At 49.3% G+C, this 20,705-nt stretch carries 18 protein-coding genes; all 18 read left to right on the plus strand.

Going from position 1 to position 20,705, the window contains the following annotated elements:
* Positions 1-26: 26 nt before the first annotated feature.
* Positions 27-1,541, plus strand: a complete 1,515-nt coding sequence (atpA, locus tag JFN88_RS11485; RefSeq protein ID WP_199019438.1) for a F0F1 ATP synthase subunit alpha — start codon at positions 27-29, stop codon at positions 1,539-1,541.
* 102 nt (positions 1,542-1,643) lie between these two features.
* Positions 1,644-2,501, plus strand: coding sequence for an ATP synthase F1 subunit gamma (atpG, locus tag JFN88_RS11490; protein WP_199019439.1), 858 nt, complete (start codon positions 1,644-1,646; stop codon positions 2,499-2,501).
* A gap of 34 nt (positions 2,502-2,535) precedes the next feature.
* Positions 2,536-3,939: a F0F1 ATP synthase subunit beta gene (gene atpD, locus JFN88_RS11495; RefSeq protein WP_199019440.1), complete on the plus strand. Its 1,404-nt coding sequence runs from the start codon at positions 2,536-2,538 to the stop codon at positions 3,937-3,939.
* Between the two features lie 23 nt (positions 3,940-3,962).
* A complete protein-coding gene (locus tag JFN88_RS11500; protein WP_199019441.1) occupies positions 3,963-4,364 on the plus strand; it encodes a F0F1 ATP synthase subunit epsilon in 402 nt (133 codons plus the stop codon).
* Positions 4,365-4,631: 267 nt separating this feature from the next.
* Positions 4,632-5,102, plus strand: coding sequence for a Dps family protein (locus JFN88_RS11505; protein WP_199019442.1), 471 nt, complete (start codon positions 4,632-4,634; stop codon positions 5,100-5,102).
* Between the two features lie 187 nt (positions 5,103-5,289).
* Positions 5,290-7,074: a proton-conducting transporter transmembrane domain-containing protein gene (locus JFN88_RS11510; RefSeq protein WP_199019443.1), complete on the plus strand. Its 1,785-nt coding sequence runs from the start codon at positions 5,290-5,292 to the stop codon at positions 7,072-7,074.
* Positions 7,075-7,079: 5 nt separating this feature from the next.
* Complete coding sequence (locus JFN88_RS11515; protein ID WP_199019444.1) at positions 7,080-8,684, plus strand: complex I subunit 4 family protein; 1,605 nt, start codon at positions 7,080-7,082, stop codon at positions 8,682-8,684.
* 5 nt (positions 8,685-8,689) lie between these two features.
* Complete coding sequence (locus tag JFN88_RS11520) at positions 8,690-9,325, plus strand: proton-conducting transporter transmembrane domain-containing protein (protein ID WP_199019445.1); 636 nt, start codon at positions 8,690-8,692, stop codon at positions 9,323-9,325.
* A gap of 173 nt (positions 9,326-9,498) precedes the next feature.
* Positions 9,499-12,495: a S8 family peptidase gene (locus tag JFN88_RS11525; protein WP_199019446.1), complete on the plus strand. Its 2,997-nt coding sequence runs from the start codon at positions 9,499-9,501 to the stop codon at positions 12,493-12,495.
* A 47-nt stretch (positions 12,496-12,542) separates the two neighbouring features.
* Entirely contained in the window at positions 12,543-12,791 is a 249-nt protein-coding gene (locus JFN88_RS11530) for a DUF1146 family protein (RefSeq protein ID WP_199019447.1), read from the plus strand.
* Between the two features lie 247 nt (positions 12,792-13,038).
* Positions 13,039-14,463: a UDP-N-acetylglucosamine 1-carboxyvinyltransferase gene (gene murA, locus JFN88_RS11535; protein WP_199019448.1), complete on the plus strand. Its 1,425-nt coding sequence runs from the start codon at positions 13,039-13,041 to the stop codon at positions 14,461-14,463.
* 222 nt (positions 14,464-14,685) lie between these two features.
* Positions 14,686-15,786, plus strand: a complete 1,101-nt coding sequence (gene spoIID / locus JFN88_RS11540) for a stage II sporulation protein D (protein WP_233167725.1) — start codon at positions 14,686-14,688, stop codon at positions 15,784-15,786.
* 75 nt (positions 15,787-15,861) lie between these two features.
* Positions 15,862-16,608: a M23 family metallopeptidase gene (locus JFN88_RS11545; RefSeq protein ID WP_199019449.1), complete on the plus strand. Its 747-nt coding sequence runs from the start codon at positions 15,862-15,864 to the stop codon at positions 16,606-16,608.
* Between the two features lie 194 nt (positions 16,609-16,802).
* Entirely contained in the window at positions 16,803-17,090 is a 288-nt protein-coding gene (gene spoIIID / locus JFN88_RS11550; RefSeq protein WP_199019450.1) for a sporulation transcriptional regulator SpoIIID, read from the plus strand.
* A gap of 216 nt (positions 17,091-17,306) precedes the next feature.
* Complete coding sequence (locus JFN88_RS11555; protein ID WP_199019451.1) at positions 17,307-18,305, plus strand: rod shape-determining protein; 999 nt, start codon at positions 17,307-17,309, stop codon at positions 18,303-18,305.
* A 113-nt stretch (positions 18,306-18,418) separates the two neighbouring features.
* Positions 18,419-19,285 (plus strand): flagellar hook-basal body protein, encoded by an 867-nt coding sequence (locus JFN88_RS11560; RefSeq protein WP_199019452.1) that lies wholly within the window; start codon positions 18,419-18,421, stop codon positions 19,283-19,285.
* A gap of 13 nt (positions 19,286-19,298) precedes the next feature.
* A complete protein-coding gene (locus JFN88_RS11565; protein WP_199019453.1) occupies positions 19,299-20,132 on the plus strand; it encodes a flagellar hook-basal body protein in 834 nt (277 codons plus the stop codon).
* Between the two features lie 19 nt (positions 20,133-20,151).
* Positions 20,152-20,493, plus strand: coding sequence for a DNA-directed RNA polymerase subunit beta (locus tag JFN88_RS11570; protein WP_199019454.1), 342 nt, complete (start codon positions 20,152-20,154; stop codon positions 20,491-20,493).
* Positions 20,494-20,705: the final 212 nt, after the last annotated feature.

A 20,705-nucleotide genomic window follows, 5' to 3' on the forward strand; every position in this document is an offset into this window, starting at 1 on the left:
GCACTGTTAAGATAGGGGTGAGCGAATTGAGTATCAGACCTGATGAAATCAGCACGCTGATTAAACAACAGATCGAAAAGTATAAATCCGAGATCCAAGTCGTTGATGTTGGTACGGTAATCAACGTCGGTGACGGTATTGCCCGCATTCACGGCCTGGAGAATGTAATGGCCGGCGAATTGCTTGAATTCGCCAGCGGCGTAGTGGGCATGGCGCAAAACCTTGAAGAAAACAACGTTGGCGCCATCATTCTTGGACCTTACACGGATATTCGCGAGGGGGACCAAGTTAAAAGAACGGGCCGCATTATGGAGGTTCCGGTTGGCGAAGAGCTGCTGGGCCGCGTAGTTAACCCGCTTGGACAACCGCTTGACGGCAAAGGACCGATCAAGACGAAGCAATTCCGTCCAATCGAATCCCCTGCACCAGGCGTAATTGACCGTAAATCGGTACATGAGCCAATGCAGACGGGTATCAAAGCGATCGATGCGATGGTTCCAATTGGCCGCGGCCAACGGGAATTGATCATCGGTGACCGCCAAACCGGTAAAACAGCGATTGCAATCGATGCGATTATCAACCAAAAAGGCAGCGGAATGAAATGTATCTACGTTGCTGTAGGACAAAAACAATCCACGGTTGCAAACGTAGTGGAAACACTTCGCCGCAATGGTGCGCTTGATTACACGATTGTAGTAACGGCTTCTGCATCTGAGCCATCCCCGCTGCTCTTCCTGGCGCCTTATGCCGGTTGTGCAATGGGTGAGTACTTCATGTATAAAGGCGAGCACGTGCTTGTTATCTATGATGACCTGTCCAAACAAGCGGCAGCTTATCGTGAGCTTTCATTGCTGCTCCGTCGTCCGCCGGGCCGTGAGGCATATCCGGGTGACGTATTCTATCTTCATTCCCGTTTGCTGGAGCGCGCAGCGAAGCTTAGCGACGCACTTGGCGGCGGCTCGTTGACAGCCCTGCCGTTCATCGAGACGCAAGCGTCCGACGTGTCCGCATACATCCCGACAAACGTAATATCGATTACAGACGGTCAGATTTTCCTTGAGTCCGATCTGTTCTACTCCGGTCAGCGTCCAGCGGTTAACGTTGGTATCTCGGTATCCCGGGTAGGGGGCTCTGCTCAAATCAAAGCGATGAAGAAGGTTGCCGGTACACTCCGTCTGGACCTTGCCGCTTACCGTGAGCTTGCGGCGTTTGCCCAGTTCGGTTCTGACCTTGACAAATCCACGCTTTCCCGCCTGAACCGCGGTGCGCGCACACTGGAAATCCTGAAACAAGGCGTTAACCAGCCGATGCCGGTTGAAAAACAGGTTATCAGTATCTATGCAGCAGTTAAAGGCCATCTGGATGAAATCCCGGTTGCCGATATTCTTCGTTTTGAGAAAGAATTCCTGGCTTTCCTGGATTCCAACCATGCGGAGATTGCAGCATCGATTCGCGATACGAAAGACCTTGTAGCGGATAACGAGAAAGCGCTTGTGGATGCAATTAATAAATTCAAACGCAGCTTTTCTGTTTCCGTTTAATATATAACCAAACACCAGGCCCAGGGATCACGTGGGGTTCTGTCCTGCTTAAGCGAGGATCAGGCTCCACTGTGGACCGGGCAATAAAGGCGGGTGAAATGAATGGCTAGTGGACGCGATATAAAACGCCAAATCAAATCAATCCAAAACCAGAAGCAAATCACCAAAGCGATGGAGATGGTTGCTGCTGCGAAGCTGCGCCGTGCGCAGGAAGCTGCACAAGCCTCCCGTCCTTATGCGGAGAAGCTGAAGGAAGTTGTGGACAGCATTGCTTCCGGGACGAGGGATGTGAAGCATCCAATGCTTGAGAAGCGTCCGGTTAAGAAGACGGGGTATCTCGTCATCACATCGGATCGTGGTTTGGCTGGGGGCTATAATGCCAACGTACTGCGTAAAGTAACCCAAACCATCCGTCAAAGGCATAAGTCCAACGACGAATATGTATTGTTCGTCATCGGACGCAAAGGACGCGACTACTTCAACCGGCGCAATATGCCAGTTATGGAGGAAGTGACAGGCTTGCCTGACGCGCCAGCTTTTGCGGATATTAAATCCATTGCTTATACATCTGTGAAGAAATTTGCAGAGGGCGCTTATGACGAGTTGTACCTTTACTATAATGAGTTTGTGAATGCATTGACCCAAATTCCGGTTGAAAAGCGACTGCTTCCTCTTGAGGATATGAGCGGCTCTGGCACAGCCACAAGCTATGAGTATGAGCCGTCACCGGAAGGCGTGCTAGAGGTACTGCTTCCAAAATATGCGGAGACGCTGATTTATACAGCATTGCTTGATGGCAAGGCCAGCGAATTTGGCGCCCGTATGACAGCCATGGGCAGTGCAACGAAAAACGCAACGAAGATGGTATCGAATCTTACGTTGACTTACAACCGGGCGCGCCAGGCTGCGATTACCCAGGAAATTTCGGAAATCGTTGCCGGAGCGAACGCACAATCATAGAACGGAATTCAAGAAGGAAGCAGGAGGGAAAAACATGAAAAAAGGACGCGTTGTATCCGTCATGGGTCCAGTTGTCGACGTTGAGTTCGAGCGCGGTCACTTGCCGGAAATTTTGAACGCGATCAAAATTGACCATAAAGGCGATGACAACACCAAAGCGATCAACCTGACGCTTGAAGTTGCCGTTCACCTGGGGGACAACAAGGTTCGTGCGGTTGCAATGAGCTCGACTGACGGTCTGGTTCGTGGCACAGAGGTTATTGATACAGGTGCAGCAATTACTGTACCCGTTGGCTCCGCTACACTTGGACGGATCTTCAATGTTTTGGGAGAGCCGATTGATAATGTAGGCGAAGCAAAATCAGAAGTACACCTTCCGATTCACCGTGAGGCGCCATCATTTGATGAATTGTCCACGCAGGCGGAGATCCTGGAAACAGGAATTAAAGTTATCGACTTGCTGGCTCCTTATGCCAAGGGCGGTAAAATCGGTCTGTTCGGCGGTGCCGGTGTAGGTAAAACGGTAACGATTCAGGAACTGATCAACAACATTGCACAAGAGCATGGCGGGATTTCCGTATTTGCGGGTGTTGGTGAGCGTACACGTGAAGGTAATGACTTGTACCATGAGATGAAGGAAGCTGGCGTTATTACGAAAACAGCAATGGTTTTCGGACAGATGAACGAGCCTCCTGGTGCGCGCCTTCGCGTTGCATTGACCGGTTTGACCATGGCGGAATATTTCCGTGATGTTGAAAATAAAGACGTGTTGTTGTTCGTTGACAACATCTTCCGTTTCACGCAAGCGGGTTCTGAGGTATCCGCATTGCTTGGACGTATGCCGTCTGCGGTAGGTTACCAGCCAACGCTGGCAACCGAGATGGGGCAACTTCAAGAGCGTATCACTTCTACGAAGAAGGGTTCTGTTACTTCCATTCAAGCGATTTACGTGCCTGCCGATGACTATACGGACCCGGCTCCGGCTACTACTTTTGCCCACTTGGATGCAACGACGAACCTGGAGCGTAAAATCTCCGAGATGGGTATCTTCCCTGCGGTAGATCCACTCGCTTCTTCTTCCCGTATTCTTGCGCCTGATGTTCTGGGTGAAGAGCATTACAACGTAGCTCAAGGTGTTAAACAAATTTTGCAGCGCTATAAAGAGCTTCAAGATATCATCGCGATCTTGGGTATGGATGAGTTGTCCGAGGAAGATAAGTTGACTGTTGCGCGTGCGCGTAAAATTCAAAAATTCCTGTCCCAACCGTTCCACGTTGCCGAAGCATTTACAGGAACTCCTGGTAAGTATGTATCCGTTAAAGATACGGTGCGCAGCTTCAGAGAGATTCTGGATGGCAAGCATGATGAGCTGCCGGAAGCGGCGTTTATGTATGTAGGAGCGATTGAAGAGGCCGTGGAGAAAGCCAAAACGCTGTAAGGCGAAAGGCAGGAGGATTTCACATGAGCACCTTTTTATTGGAAATTGTAACGCCTGAGCGCAAGGTATATGCCCAGGATGTTGATATGGTTAGCGTGAAGGGGATTGAAGGGGAATTCGGTATTTTGCCGAACCACATTCCTTTTGTTACGCCACTGCAAATTGCTCCTGTCGTCATCAAAAAAGACCGTCAGGAAGAGTACATTGCAGTGAACGGCGGCTTTGTAGAAGTTCGCAAGGACAAGGTTGTTATTTTGGCTGAAAGTGCTGAACGCCAGACTGACATTGATCTTGACCGCGCGATGGCTGCAAAAAACCGTGCGGAGCAGCGTTTGAAAGCGAAACAGGACGAATTCGATTTCCGTCGTGCCGAGCTTTCCATGCAGCGTGCCATGAACCGGATCAATGTGAAAAAACATCGTTAATCAAATCGTCTTTCGCAGATTACTGCGGGGGACGATTTTTTTAAAATATAAGCATTTATAAACTTTCTTTTATAAATGGCTTCTATTTCTCCGCGAAACGAAGTTTTTGCCCTTCAAAGGACGGCAAAGCCGTTTACGCTTGTGCGGCTAAGATTGCATAAACTGGACTCTCCTTTCACATGATAAACTTGTTTGAGTTCTTGATTACAAGGGTAAACAGATGTCAAGCACATGAAAAACACTATGTTTTTAAGGAGAGGATTTGCAATGGCAACCCATGCCCCCGAAAAAAGACAGCATTCGCTGGAGGTCATCGGAAAACTGAACAGGCAAGTGGCAAACTGGAGTGTATTGTATATGAAGCTCCATCATTTCCATTGGTATGTAAAAGGCCCTCACTTCTTTACCCTGCATGAGAAGTTTGAGGAGCTTTATAATGAAGCTGCTTTAATAGTGGACGAGCTTGCGGAAAGAGTACTGACTCTTGGCGGCAAGCCGACGTCGACGCTGAAAGAACAGTTGTCCCTTGCTTCCATTCGCGAAGCCGAAGGCGGGGAATCTGCAATTGAAATGATAAAGCAGCTTACTGCCGATTTGCAGCAGCTTGCTGCAGAAAGCAAAGAAATTGCGGAGGCTGCTGATGAAGTCGGAGATGCGCCGACGGCAGATATGCTGGTAGGCAGACAGGAATGGATCGAGAAGACCGTATGGATGCTGAAAGCTTATCAAGAGGCTTAAACAAGTATGATTCAGGCAAGCAAGCCAGGCTAAAACCTGCAAAAACGATGGATGTCATGGAGACTTCATCGTTTTTGCAGGTTTTTTTGAAATTTGCGTGAAAGTTATGAAGTTTGAATAGACAATAGACGCAAGAGACAGCATTTGTTAAACTTTTAAAAGGTGATTTCTATAGGAGGCGGAACCGATGCCTACAATGTTTTCTCAATATGCCTGGATTGTGCCTATACTGCCGCTCGCGGCTTTTTTACTCATTACTGCGCTTGGGCGTTCCGCGGATCGAACAGCTTCCTTGTCCGGCGTTGTATCATCGGCATTGGCCCTGTTCTTGTCGATATGGATTTTGCTGGAGCAGCTTGTTTCCAATAACGAATACAGTATCAGCTTCACTTGGTTGAAGGCAGGCAGTTACTCGCTATCGCTGGGGATTGAAATTACCCCGCTTACTTCCCTGATTGCGGCCGTGTTTTGTTTGATTTATTTTTGTGTACAACTATTTTCCTTCTATTATATGGAAAATGATGACAGATCCGCCGTATTCCAAGGATATCTGTCACTGCTTGCATTCGCTATGCTTGGCTTTGTGCTTGCTGTCAATCTGTTGACACTTTTTATTTGCTGGCAGTTGCTTGGTGTGGCAGTCTTGCTCTTGACCGGCTTTTGGTACGACAAGGAAGGAGTGCGCCAGGCAGCCAAGAGAATCTTTCTTTGGGGCGGCATAGGGGATGCAGCGCTGCTTCTTGCCTTGATGCTGCTCTATTGGTATATGCCCGAGCGAGCGCTTGATTTTGCTTCGATTCAAAATGTGTTTGAGGGCCAGTCAACGAGTATCGCACTTGGCATTATATCCGTTATTGCCGGTCTGCTTGCAGTCGCGGCAGCGGCCAAGTCGGGCCTGTTTCCATTTCATAGCTGGCTGCGTTATTCCGTAAAAGCGCCATTGCCTGCTCTAATTCTGATTCATACGGTGACTTTAGTTCCGGCGGCCTTCTTTTTACTAATCCGCAATTTCACTATTATTCAGGCTGCTCCTTCCATTATGGTGATATTGTCCTGGGCCGGGGTGGTCGGTGCGGTCATCGGCGCCTTGACTGCATGGCTGCAAAGCAGTGTGGCTAATCTAGTTGTATATTCGGCCGCCGGCCAACTTGGTCTGATGGTGATGGCAGTTGGCGTTCATTCCCTTAATGGAGCTGTGTATGTCTTTGTCGTGAATGCCTTAGCGCATACAATTGTGCTGATGGCGGGAGGCGCTTTGGTTCAGAGAAGCGCGGGCGGCTCGAACTCCAGCTATGACTCCGGTTATGCCAAGAATCGTTTGGCCAGCGCCAGCGGCAATGCCCGTCGGCTTGCTGTAATTATAGGCATATTGTCTTTATCAGGACTGCCACCGTTCCCAGGGTTCTGGTCCACTCGTTACATACTCGGTGCAGCACTGGACAAGCAGTTGCCTTTGTTTCTGGCTGGTTTGGCTGCTGTTTGTTTAACCGTTCTCTATTCAGCTCGTTTGTTCTTCATGCTACAACAACAGTGGCGGACAACCGAGGGAAAGAGTCAACGAGCAATAGCTGCTCCTGCACTCTGTTTGGCCCTTGTTCTCATCATCTTCGGATTGGCCGAGGCACTGTGGGGAGGACATGGCGGTCTGCTCGGCTGGCTAAATCCTGAGCGAGCAGCTTCAATTCCAAGACTTGCCGTATGGCTGCCCCAGCTTATTGCGACTGCAGCGGGCCTGGGTATGGCTTTTATAAGCTATAAAAAGGCTGCTTCTTTTACAGAACAATCGGTGAAAGAACGCTCCCCGGCATTGCGCGTGTTGAGTGAAGTCTTCTATATCGAATTCATATGGGAGCGCATTTTCCAGACCATTGCAGCTGCCGGGCAATCCATTCATAGGTTGGACCGTTTCCTGCTCGAAAGGGACGTTTTTCGGCTGATCAAGAAGGCAGCTGGGCTAGGGAGAAGGAGGTAGAAGTAATGCTGACGGGATTACCTATTTTAACAATAATTATATGCGCGCCAATAGTTGGCATATTAGCTATCCTCTTGATGCCCAAAGAGCGCGTCTCCTGGATGCGCTATGGAGCGCTTGCAGCCTCTTTGCTGCCCTTAATCTTGTCGTTCATCTTGTTTATCTCCTATCAGCCGGAGCGGGGTGGACAAGCGTTCAGAGAGGTGTATGACTGGCTTGAGCTGCCCTTAGACAGCGGTGCGCTCCAACTGCAATATCATCTTGGCCTTGACGGCCTGTCCTTATGCTTGCTTGTCTTGACGGCACTGCTCTCCGTTATGGCGGTGCTGGCTTCATTTGTTCATATAAAAAAACGTTTTAAAGCATTTTACAGCTTGTTGCTATGGCTGGAAACAGGGCTCCTTGGTCTTTTGCTTGCCAGAGATATCGGACTTTTCTATTTGTTTATGGAGATGTCGCTGCCCGCCATGTTTTTGCTAATTGGCATTTGGGGTGGCGAGCGGCGTGAACAGGCGGCAGGTTCTTTTTTAGTTCATCACGGATTGGGTTCTGTTCTGTTGCTGTCGGCCTTTGTTCTGTTATGGACTGGCGGTACAGCGGAAGGGAATCTGCCTGAGTCCGGGCATGTACTATATAACGGAAGTTACGAGAGCGTGCAGAGTCGTATAACCGGTCCAGACACCTGGGCTTCGCCACTGCTCGGGGAATCTGGAGAAGATATGGTTCCACCCTCTGGAATGAGTGAAGGTATGAAGCAATTGATTTTCACTCTCTTTATTGTGGGATTCTTGATTCGACTGCCAGTTGTCCCCCTGCATGGCTGGCTGCTCAGATTGTACCAGCAGGCGCCTCCGGCTGTCATCATGCTGGTGGTGGGCGGCATTTTGCAGGCAGCAGGTTATGGGCTTCTGAGGTTTGGCCTTTTCATGTTTCCTGATCAGGCTGCTGCCGGGTCGGTCATCTTTGGAATATTAGGCCTTCTTAGTCTCCTATACGGAGGCCTTGCGGCGATGGTACAGGAAGATTTCAAATCGGTGATTGCTTATGCCTCAATCGGTCAAATCGGGCTTGTTTTGCTCGGTATTGCAAGCATGAATGAGCTAGGATTGACGGGGGCCTTGGTTACAATGATAAGCCTCGGTCTGACATCTTCTCTATTAATTCTCATTGTCGGGAGCATTACGGAGCGCACGGGAACGGCCAGACTGGACGATTTGGGAGGGTTGGCGCGCACCATGCCTTATACGAGCGGTATCTTGATTGCTGCCGGTCTTGCGGCGATTGGCATTCCAGGCTTGTCCGGCTTTAACGGCACGCTGTTGACGCTGCTTGGATTGTTTGACAGCATGAAAGGGGTTGCCGTTGCGCTGGTACTCGGGCTGCTGCCCGGCTTTGTATATATACCCCGTGCGGTACTAGGTGTGACCTTTGGCACTGCTCGGGAGTCTGATGGTTCATGGAATGATGCCCGATTCATTGAAGCTGTTCCGATGATTGTACTGCTTGCGTTTGTAATTTTGCTTGGTGTGTATCCATCTCTACTGATGGATCAGGCCGCGGCCAGCTTCAGTCACCTGCTGAGCTCTCTGAATACAAGGATTGGGGGCTAACTGAAATGAGTCATCTGATTTTGCAACTGGCAGCTTCGGTATTCATGATATGGGGGTCCCTGACGACCATCAGACAAACGAATCTTGGACAATTGCTCAAAGCAGGCTTGGTCGTTCATATCGGTTATATCATTACCGCCGCTTCTGTTCCGTCAGAGGGTATTTCGACTGTAAAGTGGCAAATAACCGCATTTTATGGAATAGCAACGCTTATTATGCATGCAGGCATTTTTACCGCCGGTTCGGTTATATGCCGGGCTTCCGGACGCCGGGGACTGAGTGCGCTCTCCGGTCTGTACTATCGGGCGCCAATGACAGCGGCTGCTGTGCTGATTCTGCTAGTTTCACTTTGCGGGTTGCCGGTTTCCATAGGGTTTATCGGAAAATGGATGATCCTTGCAAATGCCGCACAATACAATCAATATGCGACAGGGGCACTGGTGTTGATTTCTACGTTTTTTTCTTATTTCTATTATTTTCGCCTGGCTCGTCAAATGTTTATGCGCACCTTCGACGGACGGGAAGAGGTTCGAATGGCCGTCCTGCCGGTCATCGTTATTTGGTTAAGTGCCCTGTTGGCGCTTGTGGGGGGCATCATGCCGACCCCGCTGCTGAATTTATTGGTCACTCATTTTCCATAACTGGAAATGCATATGGATTTGTTGATAATTTGAAACAACATCCAATAGGATTACGTATCGTTTACGAATATAATAGATAGGAGCATTAGCAGTTTTCGAACAGTGTCATATATTCTTCATGAGTTCAAGCGAAACGATCGTTTCAAACGGGAAATAAGAGGTTAAGGGCAATTATGATGAAAACATGGGTACGCGTCTATACAGATAAAGGGAAAACAATAAAACGGGCGGCCATTCCGGCTATCGGCAAAAGGTGGCTTCTCCTCCTGTTTGTCATGCAGTTTGTTCTGGTTGCAGTGTTGTCTCCCTCCATTTCGGCTGCGCCTTCCAGTCAGGATGGCAAACTCAATTCAGAGCTGATACAGGAGTCCCAACCTGCAATGGTTATGGAGCAGGAGGAAACCGATACAGCGCTGAAAGAAGAAGAGAGCATCGCCGTTCCTCCAGAAGTAGAGGTCGAAACCCCTGAATCCGTAGATGGAACCTGGTTTCTAAAATGGCGCGATCCGGAGCTTGATCCTGCTGCGATGCCGGACAATACGATCCTAGTGAAGCATATGAGCGAAACAGGCGTCAATCTGGTCCGGCCCAAGCCGGAGACAGATCTGGAGGCATGGCTCATCGCCTTGCGGGGCAATCCGGATATTGAGTATGTTCAGGCTAATGGCAAAGTTCAGCTGCTTTCTTCGGTAACGCCGGATGACCCTCTATTTGATAAGCAATCCTATTTGAATCAGATCGGGATTAAGAAAGCCTGGGAAAGTGGAACGTCCCAAACCAAGCTCACAATAGCTGTCGTAGATACTGGGGCGGATTTAACCCATCCTGATTTGAAGGATAACCTTGTAAAGGGGACGAATCTCGTAAGTCCCGGCAAACAACCTCAGGATGATAACGGACACGGTACGCGGGTAGCCGGCGTACTGGCGGCTGTGGGCAATAACGGTGCAGGAATTTCAGGGATGCTTTGGCGAGCTAAAATCATGCCGATCAAAGCGCTTGATGAAGACGGCTATGGAGATGAAGACCGGCTCGGTGAAGCCATCCTCTATGCGGTTAAAAACGGCGCCAAAATCGTGGTGCTGTCTGTCGGTTTGTACAGGGAATCGCCCTACATGCACGATATCGTAAAATATGCGGAAAGCAATGGCGTGCTACTTGTAGCCGCCACAGGCAACGACGGACTGCTGCTGAAATCCAAGGTCTCTGTCAAGTATCCTGCCGCCTACCCCACTGTGCTTGCAGTTGGAGGAGCAACGGCCGGCGGCAAGACGGAGCCGCGCTCAAATTCAGGCCCGGAGGTCGATATTGTGGCTCCGTGGACCGTGTATACGACGGCATTGGGCGGTGGATACGCACAGGAGCAGGGTACATCCATGTCCACTCCGCAGGTAGCTGGCGTCGCGGCTCTTGTCTGGGCCAAATATCCGGATATGAAGCCTTATCAAATTAGAGAGTTGCTTAAGCAAACGGCCAAAAATATAGGTCCAAAGGGCTGGGATCCGCAAACGGGTTATGGGCTGCTTCAAGCAGATGCGGCGCTCACGGTCCCTTATAAAGTAGATTTCAGAGAACCCAATGATACACGCGGCACGGCGTTCCCATTTTCGATAGCCAGCCAGTTGGCCGGGCAATTGACAACAGGGAAAGACAAAGATTATTTTAAAATGGATATCCCCTATGACGGGACGTTGACGATTCAATTCCAGGGGATGACAAATTCCGGTCAGGCGATGCCGCCGGTAAAGATTGCGTATTATTCCGCGTCACAGAAACTCGATGAGAAGCTTGTGAAAATGGGCACGACTTCGGTTGACTTGAAAGTCAAGCAGGGTCAAGGGCATCTGGAGATCAAATTTGACAGTGAACAACAAAAGGAAACCATCCCCTACTTGCTCACTTCAAGCTTTACTATCGCACCGGATGATTTCGAGGACAATGACAGCATCATCAAATCTTTTACACTGTCGCCGCGCAATCAGAAGCTTACCGGCACCTTTCATCAGACCGGAGACCGCGACTGGTTCTCCATTACGTTCGCCCAAGCAGGAACCTTGAAGCTGAAGATGGAGACCGATACGGTGCGCATTGATCCTGCGATGGCTTTTGGCCGGGCGGGAGACGCAATGCTGGAGATTGACGAGAATTCCGACGGGGAGCCGGAGGAGTCGCCGCAAATAAACGTCACGCCGGGAAAATATTATATTCGAATCAATAACGCGGCGGCTTCCAATGCTAGTCCCGTTGTAGGCATTTATACATTATCAATTGAATTTTTATCCGTATATGAAGACCCGAACGAACCGAACAACAAGCCCTACGAAGCGACATCCGTAAGACCAGATACCACTTATGTCGGTGTTATTGATCCCGTTAACGATCAGGATTGGTTTCAAATGAGGCTGACGGGTGAAAGTGTAGTGACAATCAGGCTGGGCGACATTCCTGTCAACCGCACGATGGGAATGGAAGTATTCGATAAGACTCAGAAGTCGCTGTTCAGTTCGCGTTCAGTAAGCGGATCGACATCAATTACAACGAACCGCAAGCTTGCGGCAGGGACTTACTTTATCAAATTATCGGCGAATGCAGCTTTTAATCATCAATATTATCGGTTTTCCGTACAGATTGACAAACTTGTTGCAGGCTTCAGGGACATTGACGGGCACTGGGCCAAAGACGCAATTGTTGCTCTCGCCAGGGACGGGATGATTAACGGCACAGGTGGATATCGATTTGAGCCGAATCGTCCAATTACCAGAGCGGAGGCTGTAGCTTTGCTTGTCAAAGCTTTCCCGACAGGCAAAAGCGATACTGCAGGCAATATGGCTTTCAAGGATCTGAAGTCCAGCCATTGGGCGTATAATTCCATTAGGGAGGCTGTCAATTCCGGATGGGTAAAAGGCTACAGTAATGGAACGTTTGCGCCTGACCGCAGCATAACGCGGGCCGAGATGGCGAGTATGCTTGGAATGGCGATGGGGCTAAAGACTTATCAAGTTGCAACCAATCCCTTTAATGATGTCAAAGCCAATCACTGGGCAGCGCCAATGATTTCGGCATTAAAACAATCAGGATGGATTGATGGCTATGCGGACCGTACTTTCAAGCCGAACGGGCAGGCTGTACGCGCTGAATTTGCGGCTATCTTATATCGAGCACTTCGTTAGCCGATATACTTGTTATCTAATCATGCGCAAGGGAGCTGCTATCCGTTATGTATGAAAGTGTAGGTAATGCCATAGGATTAAACGGGTTGATTTCCATTGTAGTCACGCTGCTCAGCATAACGTTTGCCTGGTATGTGATTCAGGATTTAAAACTGGATGCTTTTCTGAAACGGCCGCGAGGGCCTCAGGCGAGAATGCTCCAAATCCTGTTGGCTGTTGTTTTCGGTCACGGATTTGCCCGTTTTTTTCTGGATTACCTTGAATGGTTCAACAAGTTGAGATGGTTTGTCGAATAACCTGTGCGGATTAAGCAAACAATGGGTAATACAACGCGTGAAAAAATTTAAATATTCTCATTTTCCTATAAAATGCAGCAGGGACAATATCCTTAGCCGCTTGGCAAGAACAAGGGACGCTGATTCAAAAAAATAACGCTTGTCGACATGCAAAGTAAAGTGCTAAGATGAAGTTTGTGATATTAGCTACGTACCATTTTCTAACTGGAAAAGGAAATGAAACGCAGCGCGCGGGGGGAATGCTAAAATGAGCAAAATCATCGTCCGCGGTGGCCGAAGATTGACGGGAACCGTAAAAGTCAGCGGTGCAAAAAACTCTGTTTTACCGATTCTGGCAGCTTCTCTGCTGGCATCGGAGGGGGAAAGCGTCATTCATGACGTGCCGCTTCTTGATGATGTAATTACGATACAGAAAGTGTTGAGTTCGCTTGGAGCGGGCCTGACCTATCAAAGTGAAACGATGCGAATCCATGCTTCTCAATTGACTGCGGTTGAAGCCCCCTACGATCTTGTTCGTAAAATGCGCGCATCCTTTCTGGTCATGGGTCCGTTGTTAGCACGACTTGGTTCTGCCAAAATTTACTTGCCAGGCGGTTGCGCGATCGGCACAAGGCCGATTGACCAGCATTTGAAAGGCTTTGAAGCCATGGGCGCTGAAATCAATTTGGGCCAGGGCTGTATTGAAGCAAAAATAAACGGCAGGTTGCGAGGCGCGAAAATTTATCTGGATGTAGCAAGCGTGGGCGCAACTGAAAACATAATGATGGCAGCTGCACTCGCTGAGGGAACGACCACCATCGAGAATGCAGCAAAAGAGCCGGAGATTGTGGATTTGGCGAATTATTTGAATGCGATGGGTGCCAAAGTGCGCGGCGCGGGAACGGGACTTATCCGTATCGAAGGTGTTCAATCGCTTAAAGGGGCGGTCCATACTGTAATTCCGGATCGTGTTGAAGCAGGAACGTACATAATTGCCGCAGCCATTACCGGCGGAGATGTTTACGTTGAAGGCGCGATTGCAGACCATCTTGCTCCAGTTATCTCCAAGCTTCAGGAGATGGGAGTAGAAATTAGGGAAGGCGACAACGGACTTCATGTCAAAGCCGAAGGACCATTGCGCTCAGTAGACGTTAAAACATTGCCTCATCCGGGCTTCCCGACAGATATGCAATCCCAAATGATGGCGCTGCTGATGGTATCGGAAGGTACCAGCGTCGTCACCGAAACGGTATTTGAGAACCGGTTCATGCATGTCGAGGAGTTCAATAAGTTGCAAGGACAAATCAAGGTAGAGGGCCGCAGCGCCATCGTAAACGGCAATACTCCGCTTGTTGGAGCCAAAGTTTGCGCGACGGATCTTCGTGCCGGCGCCGCGTTGATTTGCGCAGCATTAAGAGCAGAAGGCGAATCGGAAATTACAGGTACGCATCATGTGGACCGCGGGTACGTGGATCTTGCCAAAAAGCTGGGGAGCCTGGGAGCTGAAATCCGCCGCGAAGAGGAGACAGTTGTCTTGCCGCAGGAGGAGTCGGTTGCCGAGCTAATCTCCGAAATCAATCAAGAGGTTGCGGCTATGGCTTCTACAGAAACAGCCGAGCAAGCTTCGGCTGATGCAAGCTACAAGCGGGAAAAAGAGATACCTGTACTAAAAGTACAGCCTACATGGGCTTAATTAAAATTATAGCGGGAATCAGCCATTCACAAGGCTGATTCCCGCTTTTTGATTATATGAATGTATAAACTTCCCCTTAGAAAGGCTTCTATTTTCTAAGCAAAACGTCTACCTTTTGTTCTATCCTATTAATCCGGTTCATAGGATGTAGTATCTCGTCGAAGAGAGAGTCCAGAGTCTAGCATGTGCTGAACAGCTTCATGCACCGGAGGGGGAACAGGAATGAAAGCCTTAGGATACAAGCTTTGGTTGAGCATCGTTCTAGCTGTAATGACGGGGGTGATTCTATTACTTAGGGGACAAGCTTCCCCAGCTCCGCCGTCGTCTGTCACAGAACAACATGAGGTCTCCAAGCCTCGCCCCGCTTCAATTCAGTCTTCAAAGACTCTTCCCGAGAGTCCGGGCAAGGAGCATCGGGATTTTTCGGAGGAACATTCGGCATCCGTTTATCAGAAGAATAAGCAAGCTGCGGCTGCGCTAGCCAAAATAAATGTATCGGTTCAACTTGTAAGTATGAAAAAGACGGAAGAAGTTCCGCTCGAGCTCTATGTCAGGGGCGTGCTTGCCGGGGAGATGCCTGCTGATTTTGAGCTTGAAGCGCTGAAGGCGCAGGCCATTGCGGCAAGAACCTATATTGTCCGACATATGACCAATGGGTTGAAAGAACCGGTTCAAATTACCGATACCGTTCAGGATCAGGTATATATTCCACTCAAGAAACTGGAGAAGCACTGGGGTTCGGAAACGGAAGAGAAGCTGGCTAAACTGACCCAAGCGGTAGAAGAAACCACAGGACAGATTATAACCTATAAGGGAGAGCCTATTGAAGCGCTCTTCTTCTCTACCAGCAACGGCTATACGGAAAATTCGGAAGACTACTGGGCCAATCCAGTCCCTTATCTCAGGAGTGTCGCGAGTCCATGGGATGTAACGTTATCGCCCAAATACAAGCAAACGGCGACCATGAGGCTCTCGGAATTCCGTTCCAGGCTCGGGGTGGGGAAGGGAGCAGAAAAGTCATTGAAAGTACTAAGCTATACAGAAGGCCGCAGGGTCAAGCAGGTGAAGGTGGGAAACAAGAATCTGACGGGTAGAGAGTTTCGGGAGAAGTTGGGTCTTGGCTCCAGCCAGTTTACCTGGGACATTCAGGGAAACTGGATTACATTTACGACTTTCGGATACGGTCACGGGGTTGGCATGAGCCAGTGGGGAGCTGATGCCATGGCTAAGCGAGGCCGAACAGCATCGCAGATTATAGCTCACTACTATTCTGGAACGAAGATAGACACGGCGCCAGTATGGCTTGGCAGATTCGAAAGTTAGCAATCTTATAAATTAGCAATCGCCTCACGTATAAAAGAGTCCGATCTGGCAACAATGGCTAGTGAGGTGATCAATATGAGTGAACAAAACAAGTCCAAGCAAAAGCAGGAGGAAACTCCCAAATCGATGCAGGGAGCACCATCTGCTGTTAAGGCCTCTTCATGGAAAAGGCTGCTGTCGAAAAAATGGGTGACACCGGCAGCTTTTATGGCCGCGGCAGCAATTATCGTAACCTTAATGTGGGTCTATCAGGGAGCGCAGCAGCAACAGGATCTGCCGACTCAGACAAGCGAAATCTCCGAAGAGAAACAAGGTGACGATACCGTTGTCAAAGAGACAGCGGAAGAAACCAAGGAAGTTGTCGTCGGGGAAGAGAAGATTCAATGGCCGGTTCTCAAGCCGGAGGATGTGCAGGTGCTGATGCGGTTCTATGATGCCAAGGCGACCAATGAGGAGCGTCAGGCTGCGCTGGTGCATTACGACAACACCTTTATACCGAATACGGGAATCGATATTGGCGGTGCGAATGAGCAGGCTTTTGATGTAGTCGCGGCATTAAGCGGTAAAGTCACCCACGTTGAGAATCACCCGCTCAACGGCAATGTGGTAGAAATTACGCATCCGGGCGGCTACGTAACGATCTATCAAAGCTTGTCCGATGTGTTGGTGAAAAACGGGGACGAGGTTAAGCAGGGAACGCTTTTCGCCAAATCCGGAACAAGTGAGCTGAAGAAAGAGCTTGGCAACCACATTCATTTTGAAGTTCGTGAAGAAGGCAAGGCCATCAATCCGCTCACTGTGCTTCCGCAAGAAGAGCAGTAGCAATTGGGAAAGGCGGGGGCAACCCTGCCTTTTTGTTATGACGGTTGACTTTTCAAAGGGCATTATCCTCAGGGAATTGGCTGTCTCCAGGAAAATAAATGCAGTAAAATAGCTTGTCACGCTTGGCAACAAAGAATATCTACCCGCTCCACTCATATAATGTACCAAACTATCTCGAGTAGGGAGGCGGGAACGTGCACGATTACATCAAAGAAAGAACGATAAAAATCGGCCGCTGCATCGTGGAGACCAAAAATACGGTTCGGACGATCGCCAAAGAATTTGGTGTTTCCAAAAGCACGGTGCATAAGGATTTGACCGAGCGGCTTCCAGAAATCAATCCTGATCTGGCGGATCAGGTGAAGCACATTCTCGAATACCACAAGTCGATCCGACATTTGAGAGGAGGAGAAGCAACCAAAATCAAGTATAAAAAAACAAGCGGCAAAAAAAGAGAGGCGATTGCAGTAGGGAAGATTTAACGTTTTTTTCTACAAAAATAGAGGATTTTCGCTTTTCATAGCGAATTAAATTCTAGATGTTTAGGAGTTTTTTTCGCTGCTTGTTTTTGGAAGTGGAATTGGTCAGGAAGCCGATTCTTTCTGCTTGAAACGATGCGTTTGTCTGTCAGGAACGGCAAAGTCGTGTACGCCTGGAAATTAAAATTTGATTATAATAGTGTGGGGGATTTGCGCCTTATGTTGAGCAATGATATCGGAATTGATCTCGGAACGGCTAATGTATCCATTCATGTAAAGGGGAGAGGCGTCGTTCTTGATGAGCCTTCAGTTGTAGCCATTGAAAATGATACCAAGAAGGTCCTGGCCGTCGGCGAGGAAGCTCACCGCATGGTTGGACGTACGCCTGGCAATATTGTGGCCATTCGCCCTTTGAAAGACGGTGTAATCGCCGACTTCGAAATTACAGAAATTATGCTGAAATCTTTTATTGAACGGGTTGGCGCCCGCAAATGGTACAGTCGGCCGAGAATTCTGATATGTGCTCCAACAAATATTACTTCTGTCGAGCAGAAGGCGATTCGGGAAGCTGCGGAACGCAGCGGAGCGAAGGAAGTATTTTTGGAAGAAGAACCTAAGGCGGCGGCTATCGGGGCTGGAATGGATATATTCCAGCCTAGCGGCAATATGGTAGTAGATATCGGCGGAGGGACGACGGACGTTGCGGTGCTATCCATGGGCGACGTCGTTACCGCCTCTTCTATTAAAGTTGCAGGGGACAAGTTCGACTCCGCCATCATGAAATATATCAAGAATAAATATAAGCTGCTGATCGGAGAGCGGACAAGCGAGGACATCAAAATCAAGATCGGCACAGTCTATCAGAGTGGACGGAAGGAAAAGATGGACATTAGAGGCCGTGATATGGTGACGGGTCTTCCGCTTACAATTACGATTCATTCCGAAGAGGTTCGTGAAGCGTTATGGGATTCGGTGCTTTCCATCGTAGCGGCTGCAAAATCTGTGCTGGAACGGACACCGCCCGAGCTGTCAGCCGATATTATCGATCGCGGAGTTATTCTGACCGGGGGCGGAGCGCTGTTGGACGGGCTGGATACCTTGCTTGCGGAAGAGCTCAAGGTGCCTGTGCTCATTGCGGAAGATCCCATGCATTGCGTTGTAAAAGGTACCGGCATTATGCTGGACAACCTCGACAAAGTCGTCAAAAAAATGCTGTAGGCTGGCACAAACGCATACGGGTACTTGGCGATTGAAGCTAATGAAACGGCAACGGAATTCCGATAATTAGGATAGCCTAATTTCGGATACGACTTTGGAGGAGGACAAGCTTCATGTTAAGAGGCCTTTATACCGCTGCGGCAGGCATGGTCACCCAGCAGCGTCGCCATGATACCGTAACAAACAATATTTCCAACTTGAATACGCCGGGCTTCAAGCAGGTGAATGCCATCTCCCGTTCTTTCCCGGATATGTTGATTTCTCTTACCGGGCTTGAGCCGGAGCATGACAAACGCCTTGGTGTTGTCAATACCGGAGTATTCGCGGAAGAAAGTCTGTCCATTCATTTGCAGGGGGATTTGTCATCTACAGACCGCCCTTCCGATTTTGCCATTCTGTCCGATATCGACGTTCCCGGCATGAGCTTTGACTCCTCCGGCAAATATGTGAACGAAAATGGAGAAACTACTTTTCAGCCACAGGTGTTTTTTACGCTTCGGGATCGCAGCGGCGAAACCAGGTACACGCGGGACGGGAAATTTACGCTCAATAACGAAGGCTTTCTGGTTACCGGAGACGGCTCATTCGTGCTTGGTATAGATAATAATCCGATTCAGTTTGCTCCGAATATTGCGATTGACCAGTTGAAGCTCAATGCAAATCAGCAGTTCATTGACAATCTGACAGGCAATAACACAGGCGAGCAGTTGCTGCTTACCCGGATTGAAAACCCGAATATGCTGGTCCGCGAAGGAAATAGCAAGTTCCAGCTTGTAGGAGAGGACAACCAGTCGCGTGCAGTCAATGCTGGAGATCGATTTGAGGTTCGTCAAGGTTATGTGGAGCGTTCCAATGTTGACGCTTCTCAATCCATGATTGATATAATGGCAGCCCTTCGCGCTTATGAAGCGAATCAAAAGGTCGTTCAGTATTACGACCGCAGTCTTGAGAAGGCCGTTAACGAAGTAGGACGCATATAGGAGGCGGCTATTCATGAACAGTTCTATGATTAATGCGATGGTGTCCATGAACGGGATGCAACAAAAGCTTGATCTGCTTGCGGACAACATCGCTAATGTAAATACAGTCGGTTACAAGCGCAAGGAGGCCTCGTTTGAGGACCTGTTAACGAATATGAAACAGCAGGGAGATGCCTTCAGGCAGCCCGTGCGATTGACACCGCTTGGATTCAATCAAGGGTGGGGTTCCAGATTGACGATGGTTCAGCCGGATATGGCTCAAGGTCCGATTCAGCCAAGCGATAATCCGTATGACATTGCCATTCAGGGAGATGCCTTGTTTGAAGTTCAGACAAGTCCGGACGGCAACAGAGCCTATACGCGCAGTGGCTCCTTTCAGATGACGCTGGATGCGAACGGGATCGCGCAGTTGACTACACCTGACGGGTATCCGGTTATCGCTCAGCTTCCTGACGGCCAAGAAGGCCCGATTCGGCTCCCCGATGGCTACACGCTGCGTGTGCAGAATAATGGTGAGCTCGAAGGGGTATCCCGGGATGGTTTTACAACCGTTCAGCTTGGCAGAATGAAGTTGGTCCAGGCTATGAAGCCGGGCGTGCTCACGCCAGTGGCCGACAACCTGTTTGTCGTTGCTGAAGGGCTGGATCGTGAAGCTGTGGTTCGTACCGTAGTGCCTGGTGAAAATCAAGAGATCAACCTGATGCAGGGATATTTGGAGCAATCCAATGTGAATCTGACGAATGAAATGACCGAGTTGATGATTGTGCAGCGGGCATATCAAATGAGCGCGCGGGCATTGACCTCCAGCGACACGATGATGGGGCTTGCCAATAGTCTGCGCGGTTAATGAGATTGGAAGGATTGAAATGGGAATAGATCAAGATGAAGTACAAAGACGCCGATCTTCTCAAGGAGGAGACGGATTTGAGCCTCGCCGCGCCGCGAAGGAAGAAGACGCGAGCCGCGAACCAAGCGGCAATGGGAAGAAGGAAAACAAGAAGAAGCCTGGCAAGAAGAAGCGACGGCCTCTTCCTGTTCGGATTCTGCTTTTTCTGCTTCGGACAAGCATTGTACCGCTCATTCTGATTATTGCATTAATCGCCGGTTTGTACATCGGTTATGTTATGTTGGGCAAAGGCCCGGAGGGCGATGTATGGGAGTGGCAGACTTGGCGTCATATGTATGATCTTATTTTTTCTGATTCATAGCATATACGTCTGTTCGACTGCAACGGCGGAAGTTGGGTATGATGCTTGGCTTGATAGGCACCGCTTTTCGGGAGAGTCTCCTGAATTTGCGGTGTCTTCTTTTTGCCTGCCTGGTTAATGGCAGTGTTTGGCCGGAAGTTTTGCTAAGAAAAATGTCGAAATTGTCTTCAATATTGGCTGCCAGCGGCCGATGTAATAGATAGAGAATGCAA

Origin of the sequence: Paenibacillus roseus (assembly GCF_016424485.1) — a bacterium.
Lineage (GTDB): Bacteria > Bacillota > Bacilli > Paenibacillales > Paenibacillaceae > Paenibacillus_D > Paenibacillus_D roseus.

Coding starts and splice junctions, on each gene's coding strand:
- JFN88_RS11530 (WP_199019447.1), top strand. CDS start 12,543: ATGTATGAAAGTGTAGGTAATGCCATAGGATTAAACGGGTTGATTTCC.
- JFN88_RS11555 (WP_199019451.1), top strand. CDS start 17,307: ATGTTGAGCAATGATATCGGAATTGATCTCGGAACGGCTAATGTATCC.
- atpD (WP_199019440.1), top strand. CDS start 2,536: ATGAAAAAAGGACGCGTTGTATCCGTCATGGGTCCAGTTGTCGACGTT.
- JFN88_RS11510 (WP_199019443.1), top strand. CDS start 5,290: ATGCCTACAATGTTTTCTCAATATGCCTGGATTGTGCCTATACTGCCG.
- JFN88_RS11525 (WP_199019446.1), top strand. CDS start 9,499: ATGATGAAAACATGGGTACGCGTCTATACAGATAAAGGGAAAACAATA.
- spoIID (WP_233167725.1), top strand. CDS start 14,686: ATGAAAGCCTTAGGATACAAGCTTTGGTTGAGCATCGTTCTAGCTGTA.
- JFN88_RS11545 (WP_199019449.1), top strand. CDS start 15,862: ATGAGTGAACAAAACAAGTCCAAGCAAAAGCAGGAGGAAACTCCCAAA.
- JFN88_RS11505 (WP_199019442.1), top strand. CDS start 4,632: ATGGCAACCCATGCCCCCGAAAAAAGACAGCATTCGCTGGAGGTCATC.
- JFN88_RS11500 (WP_199019441.1), top strand. CDS start 3,963: ATGAGCACCTTTTTATTGGAAATTGTAACGCCTGAGCGCAAGGTATAT.
- JFN88_RS11570 (WP_199019454.1), top strand. CDS start 20,152: ATGGGAATAGATCAAGATGAAGTACAAAGACGCCGATCTTCTCAAGGA.
- murA (WP_199019448.1), top strand. CDS start 13,039: ATGAGCAAAATCATCGTCCGCGGTGGCCGAAGATTGACGGGAACCGTA.
- JFN88_RS11560 (WP_199019452.1), top strand. CDS start 18,419: ATGTTAAGAGGCCTTTATACCGCTGCGGCAGGCATGGTCACCCAGCAG.
- JFN88_RS11565 (WP_199019453.1), top strand. CDS start 19,299: ATGAACAGTTCTATGATTAATGCGATGGTGTCCATGAACGGGATGCAA.
- JFN88_RS11515 (WP_199019444.1), top strand. CDS start 7,080: ATGCTGACGGGATTACCTATTTTAACAATAATTATATGCGCGCCAATA.
- atpG (WP_199019439.1), top strand. CDS start 1,644: ATGGCTAGTGGACGCGATATAAAACGCCAAATCAAATCAATCCAAAAC.
- JFN88_RS11520 (WP_199019445.1), top strand. CDS start 8,690: ATGAGTCATCTGATTTTGCAACTGGCAGCTTCGGTATTCATGATATGG.